Annotated in this window: 18 protein-coding genes and 1 pseudogene; 15 read left to right on the plus strand and 4 right to left on the minus strand. The window is 55.3% G+C overall.

Translation table 11 applies throughout. The annotated features are described in order from the left end of the window. The 11 genes and pseudogenes from VGM55_RS21620 to phoU all read left to right on the plus strand — a co-directional run. A pseudogene (locus VGM55_RS21620) lies at window positions 1-369 on the plus strand (F0F1 ATP synthase subunit alpha); the annotation flags it as partial. 51 nt (window positions 370-420) lie between these two features. Further along, entirely contained in the window at window positions 421-1,284 is an 864-nt protein-coding gene (atpG, locus tag VGM55_RS21625) for a F0F1 ATP synthase subunit gamma (protein ID WP_045784450.1), read from the plus strand. Window positions 1,285-1,440: 156 nt separating this feature from the next. Further along, the gene (gene atpD, locus VGM55_RS21630; protein WP_154187295.1) at window positions 1,441-2,823 is read left to right on the plus strand and encodes a F0F1 ATP synthase subunit beta; all 1,383 of its coding nucleotides are present in this window, start codon (window positions 1,441-1,443) and stop codon (window positions 2,821-2,823) included. A gap of 19 nt (window positions 2,824-2,842) precedes the next feature. Continuing rightward, a complete protein-coding gene (locus VGM55_RS21635) occupies window positions 2,843-3,262 on the plus strand; it encodes a F0F1 ATP synthase subunit epsilon (protein ID WP_154187296.1) in 420 nt (139 codons plus the stop codon). Window positions 3,263-3,558: 296 nt separating this feature from the next. Then, window positions 3,559-4,929: a bifunctional UDP-N-acetylglucosamine diphosphorylase/glucosamine-1-phosphate N-acetyltransferase GlmU gene (gene glmU / locus VGM55_RS21640; RefSeq protein WP_331636658.1), complete on the plus strand. Its 1,371-nt coding sequence runs from the start codon at window positions 3,559-3,561 to the stop codon at window positions 4,927-4,929. Between the two features lie 369 nt (window positions 4,930-5,298). Continuing rightward, window positions 5,299-7,128 (plus strand): glutamine--fructose-6-phosphate transaminase (isomerizing), encoded by a 1,830-nt coding sequence (gene glmS, locus VGM55_RS21645; protein ID WP_154187298.1) that lies wholly within the window; start codon window positions 5,299-5,301, stop codon window positions 7,126-7,128. Window positions 7,129-7,367: 239 nt separating this feature from the next. After that, window positions 7,368-8,408 carry a phosphate ABC transporter substrate-binding protein PstS gene (gene pstS / locus VGM55_RS21650; protein WP_016538819.1) on the plus strand — a complete coding sequence of 347 codons (1,041 nt, stop codon included), beginning with the start codon at window positions 7,368-7,370 and terminating at the stop codon, window positions 8,406-8,408. 64 nt (window positions 8,409-8,472) lie between these two features. Further along, the gene (gene pstC, locus VGM55_RS21655) at window positions 8,473-9,435 is read left to right on the plus strand and encodes a phosphate ABC transporter permease PstC (RefSeq protein ID WP_038477339.1); all 963 of its coding nucleotides are present in this window, start codon (window positions 8,473-8,475) and stop codon (window positions 9,433-9,435) included. Beyond that, a complete protein-coding gene (gene pstA / locus VGM55_RS21660) occupies window positions 9,432-10,322 on the plus strand; it encodes a phosphate ABC transporter permease PstA (RefSeq protein ID WP_038477343.1) in 891 nt (296 codons plus the stop codon). The genes pstC and pstA overlap by 4 nt, the downstream gene beginning before the upstream one ends. Window positions 10,323-10,369: 47 nt before the next feature. Beyond that, window positions 10,370-11,143 (plus strand): phosphate ABC transporter ATP-binding protein PstB, encoded by a 774-nt coding sequence (pstB, locus tag VGM55_RS21665; protein ID WP_008457722.1) that lies wholly within the window; start codon window positions 10,370-10,372, stop codon window positions 11,141-11,143. Between the two features lie 12 nt (window positions 11,144-11,155). Beyond that, window positions 11,156-11,881, plus strand: coding sequence for a phosphate signaling complex protein PhoU (gene phoU / locus VGM55_RS21670; RefSeq protein ID WP_008457720.1), 726 nt, complete (start codon window positions 11,156-11,158; stop codon window positions 11,879-11,881). A gap of 98 nt (window positions 11,882-11,979) precedes the next feature. On the opposite strand, the gene yiiM is transcribed toward phoU, so the two are convergent. After that, a complete protein-coding gene (yiiM, locus tag VGM55_RS21675) occupies window positions 11,980-12,657 on the minus strand; it encodes a 6-hydroxyaminopurine reductase (protein ID WP_331636660.1) in 678 nt (225 codons plus the stop codon). A 73-nt stretch (window positions 12,658-12,730) separates the two neighbouring features. After that, the gene (gene sodA / locus VGM55_RS21680) at window positions 12,731-13,351 is read right to left on the minus strand and encodes a superoxide dismutase [Mn] (RefSeq protein WP_038477349.1); all 621 of its coding nucleotides are present in this window, start codon (window positions 13,349-13,351) and stop codon (window positions 12,731-12,733) included. A 408-nt stretch (window positions 13,352-13,759) separates the two neighbouring features. Between sodA and rhaT the strand changes: the two genes are divergently transcribed. Next, entirely contained in the window at window positions 13,760-14,794 is a 1,035-nt protein-coding gene (rhaT, locus tag VGM55_RS21685) for an L-rhamnose/proton symporter RhaT (RefSeq protein WP_154187302.1), read from the plus strand. An 8-nt stretch (window positions 14,795-14,802) separates the two neighbouring features. Here rhaT and rhaR read toward each other — a convergent pair whose 3' ends face one another. Then, entirely contained in the window at window positions 14,803-15,645 is an 843-nt protein-coding gene (rhaR, locus tag VGM55_RS21690) for an HTH-type transcriptional activator RhaR (protein ID WP_331636661.1), read from the minus strand. 73 nt (window positions 15,646-15,718) lie between these two features. Beyond that, window positions 15,719-16,555, minus strand: coding sequence for an HTH-type transcriptional activator RhaS (rhaS, locus tag VGM55_RS21695; RefSeq protein ID WP_154187303.1), 837 nt, complete (start codon window positions 16,553-16,555; stop codon window positions 15,719-15,721). A gap of 310 nt (window positions 16,556-16,865) precedes the next feature. On the opposite strand from rhaS, the gene rhaB reads away from it, so the two are divergent. From rhaB to rhaD, 3 genes are all read left to right on the plus strand, one after another. Beyond that, window positions 16,866-18,338: a rhamnulokinase gene (rhaB, locus tag VGM55_RS21700; protein ID WP_154187304.1), complete on the plus strand. Its 1,473-nt coding sequence runs from the start codon at window positions 16,866-16,868 to the stop codon at window positions 18,336-18,338. Then, window positions 18,335-19,591 carry an L-rhamnose isomerase gene (rhaA, locus tag VGM55_RS21705; RefSeq protein ID WP_331636662.1) on the plus strand — a complete coding sequence of 419 codons (1,257 nt, stop codon included), beginning with the start codon at window positions 18,335-18,337 and terminating at the stop codon, window positions 19,589-19,591. The genes rhaB and rhaA overlap by 4 nt, the downstream gene beginning before the upstream one ends. Window positions 19,592-19,673: 82 nt before the next feature. Further along, window positions 19,674-20,498: a rhamnulose-1-phosphate aldolase gene (gene rhaD, locus VGM55_RS21710; RefSeq protein ID WP_154187306.1), complete on the plus strand. Its 825-nt coding sequence runs from the start codon at window positions 19,674-19,676 to the stop codon at window positions 20,496-20,498. Window positions 20,499-20,506: the final 8 nt, after the last annotated feature.

Consider the following 20,506-nt stretch of genomic DNA (forward strand, 5'->3'; position numbering starts at 1 on the left):
GGTATCCGTACCGCGCTGGCACAGTATCGTGAACTGGCTGCGTTCTCTCAGTTCGCATCCGATCTGGACGAAGCAACCCGTAAACAGCTGAGCCACGGTCAGAAAGTGACCGAGCTGCTGAAACAGAAACAGTATGCCCCAATGTCTGTTGCACAGCAGGGCCTGGTGCTGTTCGCAGCTGAACGCGGTTACCTCGAAGACGTGGAACTGGCGAAAATCGGTAGCTTTGAAGCCGCACTGCTGGCTTACGCTGACCGTGATCACGCTCCGCTGATGCAAGAAATTAACCAGACCGGTGGCTATAACGATGAGATCGAAGGCAAGCTGAAAGGCATCCTCGACTCCTTTAAAGCAACCCAGTCCTGGTAACGTCTTGGCGGCTTGCCTTAGGGCAGGCCGCAAGGCATTGAGGAGAAGCTCATGGCCGGCGCAAAAGAGATACGTAGTAAGATCGCAAGCGTCCAGAACACGCAGAAGATCACCAAAGCGATGGAAATGGTCGCCGCTTCCAAAATGCGTAAATCGCAGGATCGCATGGCGGCCAGCCGTCCTTATGCAGATACCATGCGCAAAGTGATTGGTCACCTTGCTAACGGTAATCTGGAATATAAGCACCCATACCTGGAAGAACGCGACGTTAAGCGCGTGGGCTACCTGGTGGTGTCGACCGATCGTGGTTTGTGCGGCGGTTTGAACATTAACTTGTTCAAAAAAGTGCTGGCGGATATGAAAGAGTGGTCCGATAAGGGCGTTCAGAGCGAACTCGCGATGATCGGCTCTAAAGGCGTTTCTTTCTTCAACTCCGTTGGCGGCAACGTGGTTGCTCAGGTTACTGGCATGGGAGATACCCCTTCCCTGTCCGAGCTGATCGGCCCGGTGAAAGTGATGCTGCAAGCCTACGACGAAGGTCGTCTGGACAAGCTGTACGTTGTCAGCAACAAATTTGTCAACACCATGTCTCAGGTTCCGACCATCACTCAGCTGCTGCCGTTACCGGCATCAGAAGATGAGGAGCTGAAGCGTAAATCCTGGGACTACCTGTACGAACCGGATCCGAAAGCGCTGCTGGACACCCTGCTGCGTCGTTATGTCGAATCACAGGTTTATCAGGGCGTCGTAGAAAACCTGGCCAGCGAGCAGGCCGCGCGTATGGTGGCGATGAAAGCCGCAACCGATAACGGCGGTAGCCTGATTAAAGAGCTGCGGTTGGTCTACAACAAAGCTCGTCAGGCAAGCATTACTCAGGAACTTACCGAAATCGTCGGTGGCGCGTCCGCGGTTTAACCAGGTTATTACCCTAAATAGTTCGGTTTGCAGAAAGGCGGCAACTGAGCGAATCCTCAAGCGCTTACTTAAGTAAGTGACTGAGGTGAGGGAAGGCAGTCAACGCATCTGCAAATTGAAATATGACGGGTAAACGAATTACGTAGAGGATTCAAGATGGCTACTGGAAAGATTGTCCAGGTAATCGGCGCCGTGGTGGACGTCGAGTTCCCTCAGGACGGCGTACCGCGCGTTTATGACGCGCTTGAGGTACAGAACAATAATGAGAATCTGGTGCTGGAAGTTCAGCAGCAGCTCGGCGGTGGTATCGTGCGTACGATCGCAATGGGTTCTTCCGACGGTCTGCGTCGTGGTCTGGTCGTTAAAGATCTCGAGCACCCGATCGAAGTCCCGGTAGGTAAAGCGACCCTTGGCCGTATCATGAACGTGCTGGGTCAGCCGATCGATATGAAAGGCGACATCGGCGAAGAAGACCGTTGGGCGATTCACCGCGCAGCACCTTCCTATGAAGAGCTGTCCAGCTCTCAGGAACTGCTGGAAACCGGTATCAAAGTTATCGACCTGATTTGTCCGTTCGCTAAGGGCGGTAAAGTAGGTCTGTTCGGTGGTGCGGGTGTAGGTAAAACCGTAAACATGATGGAGCTGATCCGTAACATCGCGATCGAGCACTCCGGTTATTCCGTGTTTGCGGGCGTGGGTGAGCGTACTCGTGAAGGTAACGACTTCTACCACGAAATGACCGACTCCAACGTTCTGGACAAAGTTGCTCTGGTTTATGGCCAGATGAACGAGCCACCAGGCAACCGTCTGCGCGTAGCGCTGACCGGTCTGACCATCGCGGAGAAATTCCGTGACGAAGGCCGTGACGTTCTGCTGTTCGTTGATAACATCTACCGTTATACCCTGGCCGGTACGGAAGTATCCGCACTGCTGGGTCGTATGCCTTCTGCGGTAGGTTATCAGCCAACGCTTGCAGAAGAGATGGGTGTTCTTCAGGAGCGTATTACCTCCACCAAGACCGGTTCAATCACCTCCGTACAGGCCGTTTACGTTCCTGCGGATGACTTGACTGACCCATCTCCGGCGACCACCTTTGCGCACCTGGACTCAACCGTTACGCTGAGCCGCCAGATCGCTTCTCTGGGTATTTACCCGGCAGTAGACCCGCTGGACTCCACCAGCCGTCAGCTGGATCCGCTGGTTGTTGGTCAGGAACACTACGACACCGCGCGTGGCGTTCAGTCCATCCTGCAGCGTTACCAGGAACTGAAAGACATCATCGCTATCCTGGGTATGGACGAACTGTCCGAAGAAGACAAACTGGTTGTAGCACGTGCGCGTAAGATTCAGCGCTTCCTGTCTCAGCCATTCTTCGTAGCAGAAGTCTTTACCGGTTCTCCAGGCAAATACGTTTCGCTGAAAGATACCATCCGTGGCTTTAAAGGCATCATGGACGGCGAATACGACCATCTGCCAGAGCAGGCGTTCTACATGGTTGGCTCCATCGACGAAGCCGTTGAGAAAGCGAAAAAACTTTAACGCCTAATCGGAGGGTGACATGGCTTTGACTTATCACCTGGACGTCGTCAGCGCGGAGAGCCAAATGTTCTCCGGTCTGGTCGAGAAGATCCAGGTAACGGGTAGCGAAGGTGAACTGGGTATTTTCCCGGGCCACGCCCCGCTGCTCACCGCCATTAAGCCTGGTATGATCCGCATCGTGAAGCAGCACGGACATGAAGAGTTTATCTACCTGTCCGGTGGTGTTCTGGAAGTGCAGCCGGGTAACGTAACCGTCCTGGCTGACACCGCGATTCGCGGCCAGGATCTCGACGAAGCACGAGCCCTGGAAGCGAAACGCAAAGCTGAAGAGCACATGCACAGCTCCCACGGTGATGTGGACTACGCTCAGGCTTCTGCTGAACTGGCTAAAGCGATCGCCAAACTGCGCGTTATCGAGTTAACCAAAAAAGCGATGTAACTACCTGCTTGAAAAGACAAATGCCAGTCCGGGAAACCTGACTGGCATTTTTTTATTCCTCAGCTTTATTTCACTCCAAAAATAATTGTAAAACCAACAGGATAGCGCTATTCATGAGTTTTTTGAGCAATCTTTTGGCCTCTAACCCCATGGATTCTGCCGCCGTTACTGCTATAAAGGACTCAAATAGTCTTGTGGCGGTTAAATTAGCAGCAGCGTATTTTTTAGTGCAAAATATGTAGAATTTTCAAGGCTAAATCGCTTTACTTCACACACTAAACAGATTCAGGACACGTATGTCAAACAGCGCAATGAGCGTGGTTATCCTTGCCGCCGGTAAAGGAACCCGCATGTATTCAGATCTTCCAAAGGTGCTGCACACGCTGGCCGGGAAGCCAATGGTTCAGCATGTTATTGATGCAGCTAATAAACTAGGCGCCCAGCGGGTTAACCTGGTGTACGGGCACGGCGGAGAATTGCTTAAGCAAACCTTGAGCGATAACACCCTCAACTGGGTATTGCAGGCTGAGCAGCTGGGAACCGGGCATGCAATGCAGATGGCGGCCCCGTTCTTTGCCGATGACGAAGACATTCTGATGCTGTACGGCGACGTGCCGCTGATCTCCGTCGAGACATTACAGCGCCTGCGCGAAGCTAAACCTCAGGGCGGCATTGGTTTGCTGACCGTTAAGCTTGATGATCCTACCGGCTATGGCCGCATTGCGCGTGAAAACGACAAGGTTGTCGGTATCGTTGAACATAAAGACGCGAGCGAAGAGCAGCGCAAAATCAACGAAATCAACACCGGTATTCTGGTCGCTAACGGCGCAGACCTGAAGCGTTGGCTAGGCAAGCTTGATAATAACAACGCGCAAGGTGAGTTTTATATTACCGACATCATTGCGCTGGCTCACCGGGAAGGGCGTGAAATCGCCGCCGTTCACCCGGATCGCCTGAGCGAAGTTGAAGGTGTGAACAACCGCCTGCAGCTTTCTCGCCTGGAGCGTGTTTACCAAACCGAGCAGGCCGATAAGCTGCTGCTGGCAGGCGTGATGCTACGCGATCCGGCCCGTTTCGATCTGCGCGGTGAGTTAACTCATGGGCGCGATGTCGAAATTGATACTAATGTCATTGTCGAAGGCCGCGTTACGCTGGGTAACCGCGTAAAGATCGGCACCGGCTGCGTGATTAAAAACGCGGTTATCGGCGATAACTGCGAAATCAGCCCGTATACGGTTATCGAAAATGCGACGCTTGAAGCCGCCTGCACCATCGGGCCATTTGCCCGCCTGCGCCCTGGTGCGGAACTCGCTGAGGGCGCTCACGTAGGCAACTTCGTTGAGATGAAGAAAGCGCGCCTGGGTAAAGGCTCCAAAGCCGGCCACCTTAGCTATCTTGGCGATGCTGAGATTGGCGATAACGTGAATATTGGCGCGGGCACCATTACCTGTAACTACGATGGCGCGAACAAACATAAAACCATTATTGGTGATGACGTGTTTGTGGGTTCTGATACTCAGCTGGTGGCGCCGGTTACCGTGGCGCGTGGCGTTACGATTGGTGCCGGGACGACCGTCACCCGCGACGTGGCTGAAAATGAATTGGTGATCAGTCGCGTAAAACAAAAACACATTCAGGGCTGGCAGCGTCCGGTGAAGAAAAAATAACGGATTTATACCCCTCACCCTAACCCTCTCCCCACAGGGGAGAGAGGATCGTTCGGTGCGGTGTTTTTCTCCCTCGCCCCTTTGGGGAGAGGGCCGGGGTGAGGGGATAACATAATCCTCCCCCCAAAAGCAGTAACCATAAAAATAACCCCACTCTCTACAAGGCTCGGGGCTCCGGAAACACCGGAATAATACCCTATGGATTTCGTGCTGTGGAAAGGCAGCAAGCTTGTAAATCCCCGGGAGCTTACATCAAGTAAGTGACCGGGGTGCGCAAGCGCAGACAACGCACCCACAGTGCGAAAGACGACGGGTAGACAACAGGTCAGCGACAACACATGGCTAACGCCATTATCAGGACTTTAAATTATGTGTGGAATTGTTGGCGCAGTAGCGCAACGTGATATCGCTGAAATCCTTCTTGAAGGACTACGTCGTCTGGAATACCGCGGGTATGACTCTGCGGGCCTGGCGGTTGTGGACGACAAAGGTCAGATGACCCGCTTGCGTCGTCTGGGTAAAGTACAGAAGCTGGCAGAAGCGGCGCAAGAAACCGCTCTGCATGGTGGCACCGGTATCGCTCACACTCGCTGGGCAACGCACGGTGAACCTTCAGAGGTTAATGCTCACCCACATGTTTCCGACCACATCGTCGTGGTACACAACGGTATCATCGAAAACCACGAGCCGCTGCGCGAAGCGCTGCAGGCGCGCGGCTACACGTTTGTCTCTCAGACGGATACTGAAGTTATCGCTCACCTGGTTCACTGGGAGCTGGAGCAGGGCGGTACGCTGCGTGAGGCGGTTCTTCGTGCTATTCCTCAGCTCCGCGGCGCTTACGGTACCGTTATTATGGATACCCGTAACCCGGATGTTCTGCTGGCCGCACGTTCCGGTAGCCCGATGGTTATCGGCCTGGGCATGGGTGAAAACTTTATCGCCTCCGATCAGCTGGCGCTGCTGCCGGTAACCCGTCGCTTCATCTTCCTTGAAGAGGGCGATATCGCCGAAGTGACTCGCCGCGCGGTCACTGTTTTTGATACCAAAGGCGAGCAGGTTAAGCGCCCGGACATCGAATCTAATCTGCAGTATGACGCGGGCGATAAAGGTATTTATCGTCACTACATGCAGAAAGAGATCTACGAGCAGCCGAACGCCATCAAAAACACCCTTGCCGGGCGTATCAGCCACGGCGAGGTTGATCTGACGGAGCTGGGGCCAAAAGCCAATGAAATGCTCTCTCAGGTCGAGCATATTCAAATCGTAGCCTGCGGCACCTCTTATAACTCCGGAATGGTTTCCCGCTACTGGTTTGAAGCGCTGGCCGGCGTGCCTTGTGATGTCGAAATCGCCTCTGAATTCCGCTACCGCAAATCTGCCGTGCGCCGCAACAGCCTGATGATCACCCTTTCCCAGTCTGGCGAAACGGCGGACACCCTGGCGGCGCTGCGCCTCTCCAAAGAGCTGGGCTATCTTGGTTCACTGGCGATTTGCAACGTGGCTGGCTCTTCTCTGGTGCGCGAATCCGACCTGGCGCTGATGACCAATGCCGGCACGGAAATCGGCGTGGCTTCAACCAAAGCGTTCACCACCCAGCTCACCGTGCTGCTGATGCTGGTGGCGAAGCTGAGCCGCCTGAAAGGCGCTGACGCACAGATCGAGCACGATATCGTGCACGGCCTGCAGGCGCTGCCAAGCCGTATCGAGCAGATGTTGTCTCAAGATAAGCGTATCGAAGCGCTGGCGGAAGATTTCTCCGATAAGCACCATGCGCTGTTCCTTGGCCGTGGCGATCAGTATCCGATCGCGATGGAAGGCGCGCTGAAGCTCAAAGAGATCTCCTATATTCACGCTGAAGCCTATGCGGCCGGCGAGCTGAAGCACGGCCCGCTGGCGCTGATCGACGCGGACATGCCGGTCATCGTTGTGGCACCGAACAACGAGCTGTTGGAAAAACTGAAATCTAACATCGAAGAAGTTCGTGCCCGCGGCGGCCAGCTGTATGTCTTTGCCGACCGTGACGCTGGCTTTACCAGCAGCGACAACATGCACATCATCGAGATGCCGCATGTGGAAGAGGTGATTGCCCCAATCTTCTACACCGTGCCGCTGCAGCTGCTCTCTTATCACGTGGCGCTGATCAAAGGCACCGACGTGGACCAGCCGCGTAACCTGGCGAAATCGGTAACGGTGGAATAAGCTGTTGTCATAAATGTTGAAGAATAAGCTGCCTACGGGCAGCTTTTTTATTGCCCGTCTGTTGAATGTAACTATTTGATTTTTATTTGGATAGTGAGTGGGTTTGGCTTAGGTGTTATTGTCGGCCTGCATTGTCATAAAACCGTCATAATTCGTACATTTAACTGTCACCAAACTGTCCTATTTTCTACCCTGTATTTAATTAAACAACAATTTACGAACATCTGGCAGGAGACATTATGAACGTTATGCGTACCACTGTCGCAACTGTTGTCGCCGCGACCTTATCTCTGAGCGCTTCTACTGCGTTTGCAGCTGCAAGCCTGACTGGCGCTGGTGCAACTTTCCCTGCGCCGGTGTATGCCAAGTGGGCAGATACCTACCAGAAAGAAACGGGTAACAAGGTGAACTACCAGGGTATCGGTTCCTCCGGCGGCGTGAAGCAAATCATTGCTAACACCGTTGACTTCGGCGCTTCTGACGCCCCTCTGGCGGATGACAAATTACAGCAAGAAGGCCTGTTCCAGTTCCCTACCGTGATCGGTGGCGTGGTGCTGGCGGTTAACCTGCCGGGCTTCAAGTCTGGCGAGCTGGTGCTGGACGGCAAAACCCTGGGCGACATCTACCTGGGCACCATCAAAAAATGGAATGACCCGGCGATTGCTAAGCTGAACCCAGGCCACAAACTGCCGGATCAGAACATCGCGGTTGTTCGTCGTGCTGACGGCTCTGGTACTTCCTTCGTGTTCACCAGCTATCTGGCTAAAGTGAACGAAGAGTGGAAAACCAAAATCGGCGCAGGCTCTACCGTTAACTGGCCAACCGGTCTGGGCGGTAAAGGTAACGACGGCATCGCGGCCTTCGTACAGCGTTTGCCAGGCTCCATCGGTTACGTTGAATACGCTTACGCTAAGCAAAACAACCTGACCTACACCAAGCTGCTGTCCGCTGACGGCAAGCCGGTTAGCCCGACCGAAGCAAACTTTGCTAACGCGGCTAAAGGCGCCGACTGGAGCAAATCCTTCGCACAGGATCTGACTAACCAGAAAGGTGACGAAGCGTGGCCAATCACTTCCACCACCTTCATCCTGGTCCACAAAGAGCAGAAAAACCCTGAGCAGGGCGCAGAAGTGCTGAAGTTCTTTGACTGGGCATACAAATCTGGCGCGAAAGAAGCTAACGCCCTGGATTACGCAACGCTGCCGGCCTCTGTGGTTGAGCAAGTTCGCGCGGCATGGAAGACCAATGTAAAAGACAGCTCCGGTAAGGCGCTGTACTAAGTGCAAAAATCTGGGGTAACAGGTATGTTACCCCGGTTTATTCAGCAACCACGAAGAGTACGCTATGGCTGTGACTAAGCCGACGTTTAAAGCCCCCGGTAAACAAGGCGATGTAATTTTCAGTGCGCTGGTAAGACTGGCTGCGCTGATTGTGCTATTTCTGCTGGGTGGGATTATCATCTCGCTGTTTATCTCCTCGCTGCCGAGCATTGAGAAGTTTGGCTTCTCCTTCCTCTGGTCCAAAGAGTGGGATGCCCCTAATGAAGTCTTCGGCGCGCTGGTGCCGATTTACGGAACCCTCGTGACCTCGTTTATCGCGCTGCTGATTGCGGTGCCGGTGAGCTTTGGTATCGCCCTGTTCCTGACAGAACTTGCGCCTGGCTGGCTGAAGCGCCCGCTGGGTATCGCCATTGAGCTGCTGGCGGCCATTCCAAGTATCGTGTACGGCATGTGGGGCCTGTTTATCTTTGCGCCGCTGTTCGCGACTTACTTCCAGCAGCCGGTAGGCGACGTGCTGTCTGCCGTACCTATCGTTGGCGCGCTGTTCTCTGGCCCTGCGTTTGGTATCGGTATTCTTGCCGCCGGTGTGATCCTTGCGATTATGATCATCCCGTACATCGCCTCCGTAATGCGCGATGTTTTCGAGCAAACGCCGGTGATGATGAAAGAGTCGGCCTACGGCATCGGTTGCACCACCTGGGAAGTTATCTGGCGCATCGTTCTACCGTTCACCAAAAATGGCGTGATCGGCGGCGTGATGCTCGGCCTTGGCCGTGCGCTGGGTGAAACCATGGCGGTGACCTTTATTATCGGTAACACCTACCAGCTCGACAGCGCCTCGCTGTATATGCCGGGCAACAGCATTACCTCCGCGCTGGCTAACGAATTCGCCGAAGCGGAATCTGGCCTGCATACCGCCGCGCTGATGGAGCTTGGCTTAATCCTGTTTGTGATTACCTTTATCGTACTGGCTATCTCTAAGTTCATGATTATGCGCCTGGCGAAAAACGAAGGGGCTCGCTCATGACCACGATGGAAATGCAAAGCAGCGCGGCGCTGGCTGAATCGCGCCGTAAAATGCAGGCTCGCCGCCGCATGAAAAACCGCATCGCCCTGACGCTCTCTATGGCGACGATGGCGTTCGGTCTTTTCTGGCTGGTGTGGATCCTGTTTTCCACGGTGACCCGTGGCATCGACGGCATGTCGCTGGCGCTGTTTACCGAAATGACGCCTCCGCCAAATACCGCGGGCGGCGGCCTGGCGAACGCCCTGGCGGGCAGCGGCCTGCTTATCCTGTGGGCGACGGTTATCGGCACGCCGCTGGGCATTATGGCCGGGATTTATCTGGCCGAATACGGCCGTAAATCTGCGCTGGCCGAAGTGATTCGTTTTATTAACGACATTCTTCTGTCCGCACCGTCGATTGTGGTCGGCCTGTTCGTTTACACCATCGTGGTGGCGAAAATGGAACACTTCTCCGGCTGGGCGGGCGTGATTGCGCTGGCGCTGCTGCAGGTACCTATCGTCATTCGTACCACTGAAAACATGCTGAAACTGGTGCCGGACAGCCTGCGCGAAGCGGCCTACGCGCTGGGAACACCAAAATGGAAGATGATCTCCGCGATTACGCTGAAAGCGTCCGTCTCCGGGATTATCACCGGCGTGTTGTTGGCTATTGCCCGTATCGCGGGCGAAACCGCACCGCTGCTCTTCACCTCCCTCTCCAACCAGTTCTGGAGCACGGACATGATGCAGCCTATCGCCAACCTGCCGGTGACCATTTTCAAATTTGCTATGAGCCCGTTTGCCGAGTGGCAACAGCTGGCCTGGGCAGGGGTGCTGATCATTACCCTCTGCGTACTGCTGCTGAACATTCTGGCGCGCGTGATTTTCTCGAAGAGTAAACACGGTTAAATTTTACGGCGCGGCCCTCGCGGCGCCGGACGGAGATTAAGACACAGATGAGTAAGGTTGATTTAGCCCCAGGCAAAATCCAGGTTCGTGACCTGAACTTCTACTACGGTAAGTTCCACGCGCTGAAGAACATCAATCTGGATATCGCGAAGAACCAGGTTACCGCCTTCATTGGGCCGTCAGGCTGTGGTAAATCCACCCTGCTGCGTACCTTTAACAAAATGTACTCGCTCTACCCTGAGCAGCGTGCAGAAGGCGAAATCCTGCTGGATGGGGAAAATATCCTTACCCAGAGCCAGGACATCGCCCTGCTGCGTGCCAAAGTCGGCATGGTCTTCCAGAAACCGACGCCGTTCCCGATGTCCATCTATGACAACATCGCTTTTGGCGTGCGTCTGTTCGAAAAGCTGTCCCGTAGCGACATGGATGAACGCGTGCAGTGGGCGTTGACGAAAGCCGCGCTGTGGAACGAAACTAAAGATAAACTGCACCAGAGCGGCTACAGCCTCTCCGGTGGTCAGCAGCAGCGTCTGTGCATCGCTCGCGGTATCGCGATTCGCCCGGAAGTGTTGCTGCTGGACGAGCCGTGTTCGGCGCTTGACCCGATTTCAACCGGGCGTATTGAAGAGCTGATCACCGAGCTGAAAGAAGACTATACCGTAGTGATCGTGACCCACAACATGCAGCAGGCGGCGCGTTGTTCTGACCACACGGCGTTTATGTACCTCGGCGAGCTGATCGAATTCAGCGAAACCGATACGCTGTTTACTACGCCAGCGAAGAAACAAACCGAAGATTACATTACTGGCCGCTACGGTTGATTGGAGAGCGCGATGGATAACCTCAACTTAAACAAACACATTTCTGGCCAGTTCAACGCCGAGCTGGAGTACATCCGTACTCAGGTGATGACGATGGGCGGGCTGGTGGAACAACAGCTCTCCGACGCGATTACCGCGATGCACAACCAGGACAGCGAGCTGGCGAAGCGCGTTATCGCCGGTGACCAGAAGGTCAACATGATGGAAGTGGCGATCGATGAAGCCTGCGTGCGCATCATCGCCAAACGCCAGCCAACCGCCAGCGACCTGCGCCTGGTGATGGCGATCATCAAAACTATCGCCGAGCTGGAACGTATTGGTGACGTAGCGGATAAAATCTGCCGCACCGCGCTGGAGAAATTCTCCCAGCAGCACCAGCCGCTGCTGGTCAGCCTCGAGTCGCTGGGGCGCCACACCGTGCAAATGCTGCATGACGTGCTGGACGCTTTCGCGCGTATGGATCTGGATGAAGCGGTGCGTATCTACCGTGAAGACAAGAAAGTTGACCAGGAATATGAAGGCATCGTGCGTCAGCTGATGACCTACATGATGGAAGACTCCCGCACCATTCCAAGCGTGCTGACCGCGCTGTTCTGTGCCCGTTCTATCGAGCGTATCGGTGACCGTTGCCAGAACATCTGCGAATACATCTTCTACTTCGTGAAGGGGCAGGACTTCCGTCACGTGGGCGGCGATGAGCTGGACAAGCTGCTGGCGGGTAAAGATCCGAAAGAGTAAGTGCACTTCTTCTCTGTCGCCCTCTCGCCTTTGGGGAGAGGGCCGGCACATTTTTTTCTCCTTCGCCCCTTTGGGGAGAGGGCCGGGGTGAGGGGCAGTTACTTCCCGAACAAACGCCGCGAATTATCCTCGATCTTCCCTGAAATCCTACGCCTCTGCATCGTTCTACTCCAGCTTACCGATAATCCCGCCGCTGACAAAAGCCGGTGATACTGTGAATCATCAAACGGCATATGCCAGGCGATGGCGATAGCTTCTGCCACCGTCACGTCGCTAACGCGTGAAGCCAGCTCCAGCGGCGCATCGGCAGAAACATTCCCCGCCAGAATCACGCGGTAAAGCCAGCCGCAGTAGCCCGCTTCCTGCATCCTCGCCGCCATATCCTCTACGCCAAAATGGTAGTTAAGCTTAAAGCACGGCGAGCGAGGCTGGGTCACCTGAATCAGCGCTTCACCCCAGCGGTAGATATCGCCCATATAGACGTTCTTTTCCGTCATCCCTGCTGTAGACAGGTTTTCGCCGAAGGCCGGGGCGCTAAACAGCTCCGCTTTATCCGGGAAGATTTGCGCCCAGTGCTGATAATGCTCGCGGGGATAGTGGCACAGCGCCCTGTCCGGCCCGCCGTGAATTACCTTCTCCGCCTGTTCATCGCCCTCAAGCCCAAGCTCGGTCAGGCGAAGCTCACCGTCCACCTGAATCTTGGCGATGGCGCTGGGCCGGCTCCCTTCGTAATCACGAATCTGGCCTGCGTAAACCTGAAGCGGATAGCGATGCATAAGCAACTCCCTGCGAAATAGACATAAAAAAAGCGAGCCCTCAGGCTCGCTTCTCTACGGTTGTATTGCAACCTTATTTTTTAGCGGCGAAACGGGCAGCTGCTTCGTCCCAGTTAACCACGTTCCAGAACTCTTTCGCGTAGTCCGGGCGACGGTTCTGGAATTTCAGGTAGTAAGCGTGTTCCCAAACGTCCAGGCCCACAATTGGGAAGCCGGAAGCGCCGGAGATAGCTTCGCCCATCAGCGGGCTGTCCTGGTTTGCAGTAGAAACCACAGCCAGTTTGTCGCCTTTCAGCACCAGCCACGCCCAGCCGGAGCCGAAGCGGGTAGCTGCAGCTTTTTCGAACTCAGCTTTGAACGCGTCAACGCTGCCGAAATCGCGCTCGATAGCGGCTTTCAGGTCACCTTTCAGCTCGGTGCCTTTTTTCAGGCCTTTCCAGAAGAAGCTGTGGTTAGCGTGGCCGCCGGCGTTGTTACGCAGCGCGGTTTTCTTATCAGCAGGCAGCTGATCCAGTTTGGTAATCAGCTCTTCAGCAGACAGGCTGGCAAACTCAGGCAGGGATTCCAGCGCGGCGTTCGCGTTGTTAACGTAGGCCTGGTGGTGTTTGCTGTGGTGGATTTCCATGGTTTCTTTGTCGAAATGCGGTTCCAGCGCGTCGTAAGCGTAAGGCAGGGATGGCAGTGTATAGCTCATATTCATCGTCTCCATTAACGTAGAGCGGCTGTCGTGCTGTTAACGCCGCGTAATCAGTCGGTTCATTATAGTTAATTAAATGATATTGAAAATGTTTATCAATGCCGTACTTAGCGTATGGTTATAACTTTTCTTCAGGAAACCACGGGTTACGGCTATAACGCAGCGGGTAAAAAACGCCTCTTCGCAGGATAGCACCGGAGTGTTACCCGCCCGTGACGTTAAGGTTTGGCAAGGGAAAGGGGGATAACAAACTGTGATCGGCATCGGCAGCATTTGCTGGTTTTTGCCAGCTTCACCGGGCGGGCGGCACTCCCCTAAAGGTTAACCGGTTGCTCACTCTTTAGACTCGTTGATATTGGCGGCCATGTCGGGAATTCGACGGCCGAAAGCAATGAGGGACAGAGAATGAGTAACGCAATTACGATGGGGATCCTGTGGCATCTGATTGGTGCTGCCAGCGCAGCCTGTTTTTATGCCCCGTTTAAAAAAGTGCGGCACTGGTCGTGGGAAACCATGTGGTCGGTGGGCGGGATTGTTTCCTGGATCCTTCTGCCGTGGGCGGTAAGCGCCTTGCTGCTGCCAAATTTTTGGGGCTATTACGGGTCGTTTAGCGCGTCCACGCTGCTGCCGGTATTTTTGTTTGGCGCTATGTGGGGCATCGGTAACATCAACTATGGCCTGACCATGCGCTACCTGGGGATGTCGATGGGTATCGGTATCGCGATAGGTATCACGCTGATTGTCGGGACATTGTTGACCCCGGTAATCAATGGTAAGTTCGCCATGCTGACGGGCACACCCGGTGGACGCATGACGCTGCTGGGCGTGCTGGTGGCGGTTATCGGTGTGGCTATCGTCACCCGCGCCGGGCAGCTTAAAGAGCGCCAGATGGGCATTAAAGCCGAAGAATTTAACCTGAAAAAGGGGCTGGTGCTGGCGGTGATGTGCGGTATTTTCTCCGCCGGTATGTCTTTCGCGATGGACGCCGCCAAACCCATGCATCAGGCGGCGGCGAGCCTGGGCGTAGACCCCCTCTATATCGCCCTGCCAAGCTATGTCGTTATCATGGGCGGCGGGGCCATCGTCAATCTGGGCTTCTGCTTTATTCGGCTGTTAAGAGTGAAAACCTTGTCGGTAAAAGCCGATTTCTCGCTATCAAAATCGCTGATTATCGCCAACCTGTTGTTATCCGCTCTTGGTGGCCTGATGTGGTACCTGCAGTTCTTCTTCTACGCCTGGGGGCACGCCAGAATTCCGGCGCAGTATGATTACATGAGCTGGATGCTGCACATGAGCTTCTATGTGCTCTGTGGCGGACTCGTGGGCTTAATCATGAAAGAGTGGAAGTCCGCGGGGCGCAGGCCGGTTGGCGTGCTGGCTATTGGCTGTCTGGTGATTATTCTCGCCGCCAATATTGTGGGCATGGGAATGGCGAATTGACGGGCCTCTTATTGAAAGCGCTGGCGCCATAGCCGTGGCGTCACACCCGTCTCTTTGGTAAAAACCACCGAGAAATAGTTGCTGTCCTCGAAGCCGCACCGCGTGGCAATTTCGCTGATAAGTAGCTCGCTGTGGCGCAGCAGATACTGGGCCTGGCAAATGCGTAGCTGGCGCAGATACTGACTTAACGTCATGCCGGTTTGCTGGCGAAACAGCTGGCGCATTTGCCGCTCTGTAACCTGATGAGCGCGGCAAAAATGAGCGAAATCGAACGGCTCATCGAGGCTGCTTCCCAGTGCGGCCATCAGCAAATCCAGCGTTTCACCTTCACACAGGTTTGCGGTATCTACCGCGCGGTAGCGGTGGCGGCGAAGCGTAATCAGCAGCTGTAAAAACAGGCTTTCAGACAGGCAGCGTGACAGAGGATCCGCTTTTGGGCTCTCGTGTTCGAGCTGTCCGATAATCTGGCGCACCTGAGCCATACCCTGACTGCTCAGTCGCCAGCGTGGATCGCTGCCGTTGGCCATGGGAGGGTTGTGCAGCAGATCGGCCCAGTCAACGTTTAGCGCCAGCCTTTCCGGGCAATAAATAATGTTATGCAAGACCAGATCGTGAACCGACTCGTAGCCATGCCGGTCTTCCGCCCGAATATAGAACAAATCGCCGCAGGTGATGCGCCAGGGCCTGCCGTTAAGCATATGCAGCCCGTTGCCGCGCCATACCACCACCAGCTCACAAAAGTCATGAGTATGTTCGGCAAAGACGTTTTGTGGATAGCGGTCGGCCACCGCTACCGGCTGCGTATCGGAAACAAAAAAATCCTCTTTTTTTAGCATTAGCTGGTCTGGCACAGGCGTAGCTCCGTGACTGAATAACCTGAAATTATTGATTTTTTTGGTCTAAAAAACGGTGATGGTTCCCGCGTTACGCAAGCTTGATATCCAGCCCCTGGCGTACCGCCCGTGGGGAGCAGGAAAACTCTCGTTTAAACAGCGTGGAGAAATGGTTGCTGTCGCCAAAGCCGCACTGGAAGGCGATATTCGTCACGCTCTCTTCGCTGTGTCGCAGTAAATAACGTGCCTTAATCAAGCGCAGGCGGTTGAGATAGCGCTGCGGTGTGAGCCCGGTTTTCTGCTTGAGCAGGCGGTGCAGAGTTCTCAGAGAAAGCGTAAAAGTCTCTGCCAGCTGCTCCCAGCAGACATCCTCGGAATAGTGATCGTCAAGCCAGAGGATAAGCTGATTTAAGCGCCCGTCCGCTCCCCACCTGTTTTCTGCCTGATCTGCCTGGCGCAGCAGCACCAGCAGCTGCATAAAGACAAGCTCCCGGTTGGCAACGGCGTAAGCGTTGTTTTCGGCACCCAGGCTCTCCAGTCGATCAATAAATCCTTTAACCTGGCGAAGTACGCCCTGGTTAACGCGCCAGTGGGCAGGATAATTGCCATCCTGCTCCTGCGGCAGTAGCTTTTCGAGTCCGGAAAGAAAACAGAAAGCTTCGGGTTCCCTATAGAGGATGTTTGTCAGGCAAAGGTTTTCGGTATGCTCAAACAGGTGACGATCGTGGTCGCGAACAAAACAGAGGGAGCCGCCGCTCAGGGTATAGGGCTGCCCGTTGAAAATATGGGAGCCGGTGCCATGCTCAACGATGATAATTTCATTGAAATCATGGTGATGTTCAGGGAAATCCGGCTGGGGTTGGCGAGGTTCAATCGTCACCGACAATGCGGCATTCGGAAAAAAATCCACGCTGTGTAATACCGTCATTATTGCCTCCATCGTGCTAAATATGGGTCGATAGTAGAGAACAGCACCCGGCATCACCTTAAGTTTTCGACGCAGAATCGCGCAAAAAGCGTTCATTTTTGAAGATGAGACGGGCTTTGTCGGGAAATGTGTGTGCGGTCACAGGCCTGAATACTGGCCGTTTTGAGACAGGTAAATTAAAAATGTGAACTGCCTCTCGTTCACCTTTGCCTCTTTGCCAGGCGGGGCTGGACGCTGTCAGTGGGGCGAAGGTGGGGGCAGGCCGGTATTTTTAGACTGATGGGTAATGACTCCAATAAGGATTCCCATCATGACCTTTCGCCACAGCGTTGCCGTTGACCTCGGTGCTTCCAGCGGCCGCGTGATGCTGGCCTGCTTCGATAAAGCTTCCCGGCAACTCTCCCTGCGTGAAATTCACCGCTTCGCCAACAGCCTGACTCGTGTTGAAGACCATGACTGCTGGGATCTCGATGCTCTTGAAGGCGAAATACGCTTTGGGCTTCAAAAAGCCTGCGACGAAGGCGTGCGTATCGACAGTATTGGCATCGACACCTGGGGCGTGGACTTTGTACTGATGGACGAAAACGGCAGCCGGGTTGGCCTGCCTGTGTCCTATCGCGATAGCCGAACGGACGGCGTGATGGCGCGAGCCGTCAGCGAGCTTGGGCGCGAAGAGATTTACCGCCGCAGCGGCATCCAGTTCTTACCCTTCAATACGCTGTATCAGCTTCGTGCTCTGGTTGAGCAACGCCCTGAGTGGGCTAAGCGTACGGCGCATGCTTTGCTTATCCCTGACTACTTCTGCTTTCGGCTTACCGGCGTGCTGAACTGGGAATACACCAATGCCACCACAACCCAGATGATAAACATCCACTCCGACGGCTGGGATAAGCATCTCCTGGCGTGGGCGGGTGTTCCCGAGCGCTGGTTCGGTACGCCAACGCACCCCGGCGTGGCGGTCGGGAAATGGGTATGCCGCGAAGGCAATAAGATCCCGGTGGTCAGCGTCGCCACGCACGATACGGCAAGCGCGGTCATCGCAGCCCCTTTGGCTGGGGAAAATGCGGCTTATCTCTCCTCCGGCACCTGGTCGTTAATGGGGTTTGAAAGTAAAGCACCCTGCGTCAGCGAGGCGGCGCTGGCCGCCAACATCACTAATGAAGGCGGGGCGGAAGGCCGCTACCGGATCCTGAAAAACATCATGGGGCTGTGGCTGCTTCAGCGTGTCGCGCGGGAAATGTCGGTCAAAGATCTCCCCGGACTTATTTGCCGGGCGCAGCAGCTCCCCGCATGCCGTTTTATCTTCAACCCAAACGACGAGCGTTTTATTAACCCCGAAAGCATGCGCCTTGAGATTCAGGCGGCCTGCCGCGAGGCGAATCAGCCTGTACCGGAGAGCGACGCGGAACTGGCTCGCTGCATTTTCGACAGCCTGGCGCTGCTCTATGCCGGGGTGCTTCGCGAGCTGGAGGCGCTGCGAACGCAGCCTTTTGACAGCCTGCATATCGTCGGCGGCGGCAGCCAGAACCACTTCCTCAACCAGCTTTGTGCGGATGCCTGCGGGATCCCCGTTGTTGCCGGGCCAGTAGAAGCTTCCACGCTGGGCAATATTGGCTGCCAGCTGATGGCGCTGGACGTTATCCCGGACGTCGATGCCTTCCGCAGCCTGGTGCGCCTGAACAGCAAACTCATTTCCTTCATGCCGGATCCCGATAGCGAAATTAGCCGCTATATCGTGCAGTTACGGCAAAACATTCAGACACGTAAGGAGTTTTACGCATGACGACTCAAATCGAAAAGGCCTGGGAACTGGCGAAACAGCGTTTTGCCGCGGTAGGGGTTGATGCGGAGGAAGCTTTACGTCAGCTCGACCGCCTGCCCGTCTCGATGCACTGCTGGCAGGGCGACGACGTAGCCGGGTTTGAAAACCCGGAAGGAGAACTTAGCGGCGGTATCCAGGCCACGGGTAATTATCCGGGAAAAGCGCGTAATCCGGTCGAGCTGCGTGCTGACCTGGACCGTGCTCTGAGCCTGATTCCTGGGCCAAAAAGACTGAATCTGCACGCGATTTATCTCGAGTCTGACGGACCTGTTTCGCGTGACCGCATCAAGCCGGAGCATTTCAAAAACTGGGTTGAATGGGCTAAGCGCCACCAGATGGGGCTGGATTTTAATCCTTCCTGTTTCTCTCATCCTCTAAGCGCGGACGGCTTTACGCTTTCGCACGCCAACGACGACATCCGCCAATTCTGGATCGATCATGTGAAAGCCTGCCGCAAAATATCGGCTTATTTCGGCGAACAGCTGGGAACGCCTTCGGTCATGAATATCTGGATCCCGGACGGAATGAAGGATGTCACCGTCGATCGCCTTGGCCCGCGTCAGCGTCTGGCGGCGGCGTTGGATGAGGCCATTGCCGAAAAGTTAAACCCGGCACACCACATTGATGCGGTGGAAAGCAAACTGTTCGGCATCGGCGCGGAAAGCTACACCGTCGGCTCCAATGAGTTTTACTTCGGCTACGCCACCAGCCGCCAGACCGCGCTGTGTCTCGATGCTGGTCACTTCCATCCAACCGAAGTGATATCCGACAAAATCTCCAGCGCCATGCTGTATGTCCCGCGCTTGCTGCTACACGTCAGCCGCCCGGTGCGCTGGGACAGCGACCACGTTGTGCTGCTGGATGACGAAACCCAGGCTATCGCCAGCGAAATTATCCGCCATGACCTGTTCGACCGCGTCCATATCGGCCTCGATTTCTTTGATGCCTCAATTAACCGCGTCGCGGCCTGGGTCATCGGCACGCGCAACATGAAGAAAGCCCTGCTGCGGGCGCTGCTCGAGCCAACCGCACAGCTTCGCCGGTTGGAGCTTGAAGGGGACTATACCGCTCGCCTGGCGCTGCTCGAAGAGCAGAAATGTCTGCCGTGGCAGGCCGTCTGGGAGATGTACTGCATGCGCCACGACACGCCGGCCGATGCCGGCTGGCTGACCGCCGTTCGCCAGTATGAACAGCACGTTTTAACCCGGCGCTAAAAGGCTGGTGGATTCCACCCCCTCGCCCCTTTGGGGAGAGGGTTAGGGGCCATTCCCACCGCAATCTAAGGAACACAAAACAATGCAGAACATCCTCAACTCATGGTTTATTCAGGGCATGGCGAAGGCCACCGGCGATATGTGGCTGAAAGGCTGGGACGAGCGCAACGGCGGCAATATCAGCCTGAGGCTGGATGCCGAAGACGTTGAGCCTTATCGCAGCGAACTGAGCCAAACGCCGCGCTTCGTAGCGTTAAGTCAGCCTGCAGAAGCGCTGGCGGGAGGCTGGTTTTTGGTGACCGGATCCGGCAAGTTTTTCCGCAACGTCCAGCTTGATCCGGCGGATAACCTGGCGCTGCTGCAGATAAGCGACGATGGTATGGCCTACCGCATTCACTGGGGTCTGATAGACGGCGGGCTGCCAACCTCAGAACTGGCGGCGCATTTCCAGTCACACGCGGTGCGTAAGCAGGTCTCCCAGGGAAAAGATCGGGTCATCATGCATTGCCACGCCACCAACCTGATTGCGCTGAGCTACGTCCTGCCGCTGGATAACGCGACCTTCACCCGCAAGCTTTGGGAAGGCAGTACCGAGTGCCTGGTAGTGTTCCCGGACGGTATCGGCATCGTGCCGTGGAAGGTGCCAGGCACTGACGACATTGGCAGCGCCACCGCAGAGCAAATGCGCTCTCACAGCCTCGTGCTGTGGCCGCATCACGGCATCTTTGGCACCGGGCCGACGCTCGACGACGCCTTTGGGCTAATAGACACCGCCGAGAAATCGTCGGAGATCCTGGTGAAAGTCTATGCAATGGGCGGCATGAAGCAGACTATCACCCGCGTGGAACTGGTTGCGCTTGGCGAGCGTTTCGGCGTTTCCCCTCTTGCAGAAGCACTTAAGGATTGAGGAGCTAA

The organism is Cedecea sp., assembly GCF_036500665.1.
Classification (GTDB): Bacteria; Pseudomonadota; Gammaproteobacteria; order Enterobacterales; family Enterobacteriaceae; genus Cedecea.

Excerpts from the sequence above, each read along its gene's own strand:
- rhaD (WP_154187306.1), top strand. The coding sequence starts at position 19,674 with ATGCAGAACATCCTCAACTCATGGTTTATTCAGGGCATGGCGAAGGCC.
- yiiM (WP_331636660.1), bottom strand. The coding sequence starts at position 12,657 with ATGCATCGCTATCCGCTTCAGGTTTACGCAGGCCAGATTCGTGATTAC.
- pstA (WP_038477343.1), top strand. The coding sequence starts at position 9,432 with ATGACCACGATGGAAATGCAAAGCAGCGCGGCGCTGGCTGAATCGCGC.
- rhaB (WP_154187304.1), top strand. The coding sequence starts at position 16,866 with ATGACCTTTCGCCACAGCGTTGCCGTTGACCTCGGTGCTTCCAGCGGC.
- sodA (WP_038477349.1), bottom strand. The coding sequence starts at position 13,351 with ATGAGCTATACACTGCCATCCCTGCCTTACGCTTACGACGCGCTGGAA.
- pstS (WP_016538819.1), top strand. The coding sequence starts at position 7,368 with ATGAACGTTATGCGTACCACTGTCGCAACTGTTGTCGCCGCGACCTTA.
- rhaA (WP_331636662.1), top strand. The coding sequence starts at position 18,335 with ATGACGACTCAAATCGAAAAGGCCTGGGAACTGGCGAAACAGCGTTTT.
- rhaS (WP_154187303.1), bottom strand. The coding sequence starts at position 16,555 with ATGACGGTATTACACAGCGTGGATTTTTTTCCGAATGCCGCATTGTCG.
- glmU (WP_331636658.1), top strand. The coding sequence starts at position 3,559 with ATGTCAAACAGCGCAATGAGCGTGGTTATCCTTGCCGCCGGTAAAGGA.
- atpD (WP_154187295.1), top strand. The coding sequence starts at position 1,441 with ATGGCTACTGGAAAGATTGTCCAGGTAATCGGCGCCGTGGTGGACGTC.
- VGM55_RS21635 (WP_154187296.1), top strand. The coding sequence starts at position 2,843 with ATGGCTTTGACTTATCACCTGGACGTCGTCAGCGCGGAGAGCCAAATG.
- rhaT (WP_154187302.1), top strand. The coding sequence starts at position 13,760 with ATGAGTAACGCAATTACGATGGGGATCCTGTGGCATCTGATTGGTGCT.
- glmS (WP_154187298.1), top strand. The coding sequence starts at position 5,299 with ATGTGTGGAATTGTTGGCGCAGTAGCGCAACGTGATATCGCTGAAATC.
- phoU (WP_008457720.1), top strand. The coding sequence starts at position 11,156 with ATGGATAACCTCAACTTAAACAAACACATTTCTGGCCAGTTCAACGCC.
- pstC (WP_038477339.1), top strand. The coding sequence starts at position 8,473 with ATGGCTGTGACTAAGCCGACGTTTAAAGCCCCCGGTAAACAAGGCGAT.
- pstB (WP_008457722.1), top strand. The coding sequence starts at position 10,370 with ATGAGTAAGGTTGATTTAGCCCCAGGCAAAATCCAGGTTCGTGACCTG.
- atpG (WP_045784450.1), top strand. The coding sequence starts at position 421 with ATGGCCGGCGCAAAAGAGATACGTAGTAAGATCGCAAGCGTCCAGAAC.